Source organism: Mycobacterium sp., from assembly GCF_040509115.1.
In the GTDB taxonomy this organism is placed as follows: domain Bacteria; phylum Actinomycetota; class Actinomycetes; order Mycobacteriales; family Mycobacteriaceae; genus Mycobacterium.
In genome coordinates this window covers 1-3,478 of the sequence record NZ_JBEVLO010000004.1, presented here as the reverse complement: position 1 = coordinate 3,478, position 3,478 = coordinate 1, and the positions used below count along the sequence as shown (strand labels likewise).

The window sequence follows — 3,478 nt, the reverse complement described above, 5'->3', positions numbered from 1 at the left end:
CTGATGGCGTTGAAGACGAAGTTCACCGAGGCGTTCGGGGTCGAGCATCCCATCGCCCAGGGTGGCATGCAGTGGGTGGGGCGGGCGGAACTCGTTGCGGCCGTGGCCAATGCGGGCGCTCTGGGCTTCCTCACCGCGCTGACGCAGCCGACGCCGCCCGATCTGGCCAACGAGATCGCGAAAACCCGCGATCTGACCGATAAGCCGTTCGGGGTCAACCTGACGATCCTGCCGTCGATCAACCCGCCGCCCTACGACGAGTACCGCCAGGTGATCGTCGACTCCGGCATCAAGATCGTCGAGACGGCGGGCTCCAACCCGGCCCCGCATCTGCCGATGTTCCACGACAACGGCATCAAGGTGCTGCACAAGTGCACCTCGGTGCGGCACGGCGTCAAGGCGCAGAGCCTCGGGGTCGACGGCATCAGCATCGACGGCTTCGAGTGCGCGGGCCATCCTGGTGAGGACGACATCCCCGGCCTGGTGCTGATCCCGGCGGCGGCCGCACAGATCGAGATCCCGATGATCGCCTCCGGTGGCTTCGCCGATGCCCGTGGCCTGGTGGCCGCGCTGGCGTTGGGCGCCGACGGCATCAACATGGGCTCACGCTTCATGTGCACCGTCGAGTCCTGCATCCACCAGAACGTCAAGGAAGCGATCGTCGCCGGCGACGAGCGTGGCACCGAGCTGATCTTCCGCAGCCTGCACAACACCGCCCGGGTGGCCTCGAACGTGGTGTCGCGAGAGGTCGTCGAGATCCTCAAGGGCGGCGGCCAGTTCGAAGACGTCCAAGAACTAGTGGCCGGTGTCCGGGGCCGAAAGGTATTCGATGACGGCGACCTCGATGCCGGCATCTGGACAGTCGGAACGGCGATGGGCCTGATCAACGACATCCCGACGGTCGGCGACCTGGTATCCCGAATCGTCTCAGAGGCCGAAGACATCATCACCGAGCGGCTGACCTCCATGGTGTCCGCCGACCCACTCTGAGCAGCGAGGAGGTGCAGGCACTACCCCGATGGCGTGGGCTGCACCTGATGATTCGAACCTAGTGGGGGTACATGGAGATCCGCTCGTATCGTGACAGTGACAAGCCTGCCGTCATTCTGCCCGCATCTGGAATCGTCCTGAGTTTCGCCGCTTTGGAGGCCCGGGCCAACCAACTGGCGCACCTGTTCCGACGGGCTGGTTTGCAGCAGGGTGACACCATCGCCGCGATCCTGGAAAACAACGAGCACATTCACGTGGTGATGTGGGCCGCGCGGAGAAGCGGACTCTACTACGCGATGATCAATACCAATCTCACCGCGCGTGAGGCCTCCTACATCGTCGAGAATTGCGGTGCGAAGGCGGTAATCGGTTCGCGAGCAACCCGGCCGGTGTGCGAGGCGCTCGGCGAGTTCCTTATGACCGGGCTGCCCGAGCTGCTGCTCATTGCCGATGATGACCTCGCGGGTTGGCAGCGTTATCCGGACTGCGTTCGTGGCTTGCCGGGTACCCCGATTCCTGATGAACGCGAGGGCGACCTACTGCAGTATTCTTCTGGAACCACCGGACGTCCCAAAGGTATCCGCCGGCCGTTACCGGACGCGTCGCCTGCCGACACGCCGTCGATTGTCCGCCCACTGATGGACTCTGTCGGAATCTCCGGCGACTCTGTATATCTCAACCCAGCACCGCTCTATCACACAGCGCCCGCATTCTGGTCGATGTCAGTGCAGGCGCTGGGCGGCACGACGGTGGTGATGGAGAAATTCGATGCCGAACGAGCCCTCGACTACATCGAGCGTTATGCGATAACCCATGGCCAATTTGTTCCGACGATGTTCGTCAGGATGCTCCGATTGCCGGAGGCAGTGCGAAATTCCTACGACATCTCCAGCCTCCAACGGGTAGTTCATGCGGCTGCTCCGTGCCCGGTGGGGATCAAGCAAGAGATGATCGCCTGGTGGGGACCCATCATCGACGAGTATTACTCCTCGTCCGAAGGGGTTGGCGCCTCCTTCATCAGTGCAGCGGAGTGGCTGCAGCACCCGGGCTCGGTGGGCAGGACCCTGGTAGGGATACCCCACATTCTCGATGAGGCCGGGAATGCGTTGACGTCAGGCGAAGTCGGCGACATCTACTACGAAGGCGGGCACTCCTTCGATTACGTCAAGGACGAGGCGAAGACCAACGCCGGACGAAACAGACGCGGGTGGGTCACGGTCGGAGACATCGGCTATCTCGATGACGACGGCTACCTGTTCCTGACCGACCGCCGCCACCACATGATCATCTCCGGTGGTGTGAACATCTATCCGCAAGAGGCTGAAGATCTCCTCATCGCGCACCCAAAGGTCCTTGACGCAGCCGTTTTTGGCATCCCGGACGCCTCGATGGGGCAGTCTGTGAAAGGTGTCGTCCAGCCGGTAGACCCAGCCGACACCACCGAGGAGTTCGGCGAGATGCTGCTGGAATGGTTGCGAAACCGCCTCGCGCACTACAAATGTCCGCGTTCGATCTCTTTCGAGACCAGCCTCCCCAGATCGGACGCAGGCAAGCTCTACAAGCAGAAGCTGGTTGAGAAGTATGCCGCGACACCAGGGTGAGCGCGCAGGTTCTCGCTCCGCCCACAGCAGCCACGGTGAGCTTTCGAGGGCTCAGGTGGCCCGGCGCAACAGCATAGCGCCAGACGGCACTCCGCCACCGGCGCTGACCGCGGCGACCTGGGCACCGCCGACCTGGCGGCCGTCAGCTTCCCCGCGCAGTTGCAGTACCGCCTCCCTGACGAACCCGTAGCCGTGGAGTCTGCCCGCCGACAGTTGTCCGCCATGCGGATTCAACGGAAGTTGCCCGTCCAACGCAATTGTTCGACCGCCGTCGATGAAGTCGGTGGCCTCACCGGGCCCGCAAAAGCCGAATCCTTCCAACCACGACAGTGCATTGAAGGTGAAACCGTCGTAGAGCAGTGCCACATCGACGTCTGCGGGGGCCAGGTCCGTGCGGGTCCAGACATGTGCCGATGAACCCTTGGATTGCGGGAGAACGTCCAAGGTGTCCTGATCCCAGGACAGCCGTTCTAGAATCGCCGTGCCCACTGCGTCCACCAAGATCGGGGGCTTGGGCCGATCAGCAGCAGTCTCTATCGCCGACACCACCACCGCGACCGCGCCATCGCAGGGCACGTCGCAGTCATAGAGCCCGAACGGGGTGGTGATCAATCGCGCGTCGTAATACTCCTGCATCGACAACGGGTCGCGGTAGAGGGCCTCCGGGTTACGGGCCGCGCCGGCACGCTGGGTGACCGCAATAGCGCCGAGCGCCTCGCGACCCACACCGTAGCGATGCATGTAATGCGAAGCATTGCAGGCAATCCACTGAGCTGCCGACATTGCACCAAAGGGCGCCCGCCACTCCATGAACCCGGTAGCACGACCGCCACCTGCACTGTACTGACCCGATCGCAGGAGGGCGGCGTAGGAGGCCTCCCAGACAG

General features: G+C 63.3%; 3 protein-coding genes. 2 read left to right on the top strand and 1 reads right to left on the bottom strand.

Annotated elements, in window-relative coordinates; translation table 11 throughout:
• Positions 1–3: 3 nt before the first annotated feature.
• On the top strand, positions 4–990 hold the full coding sequence (locus ABW137_RS00360) for an NAD(P)H-dependent flavin oxidoreductase (RefSeq protein ID WP_526395771.1): 987 nt from the start codon (positions 4–6) through the stop codon (positions 988–990).
• 71 nt (positions 991–1,061) lie between these two features.
• A complete protein-coding gene (gene fadD4 / locus ABW137_RS00355) occupies positions 1,062–2,591 on the top strand; it encodes a fatty-acid--CoA ligase FadD4 (RefSeq protein WP_526395770.1) in 1,530 nt (509 codons plus the stop codon).
• Positions 2,592–2,642: 51 nt separating this feature from the next.
• Here the strand turns inward: fadD4 and ABW137_RS00350 are convergent.
• The coding region (locus ABW137_RS00350) for a thiolase family protein (RefSeq protein WP_526395769.1) at positions 2,643–3,478 on the bottom strand (836 nt) is incomplete at its 5' end.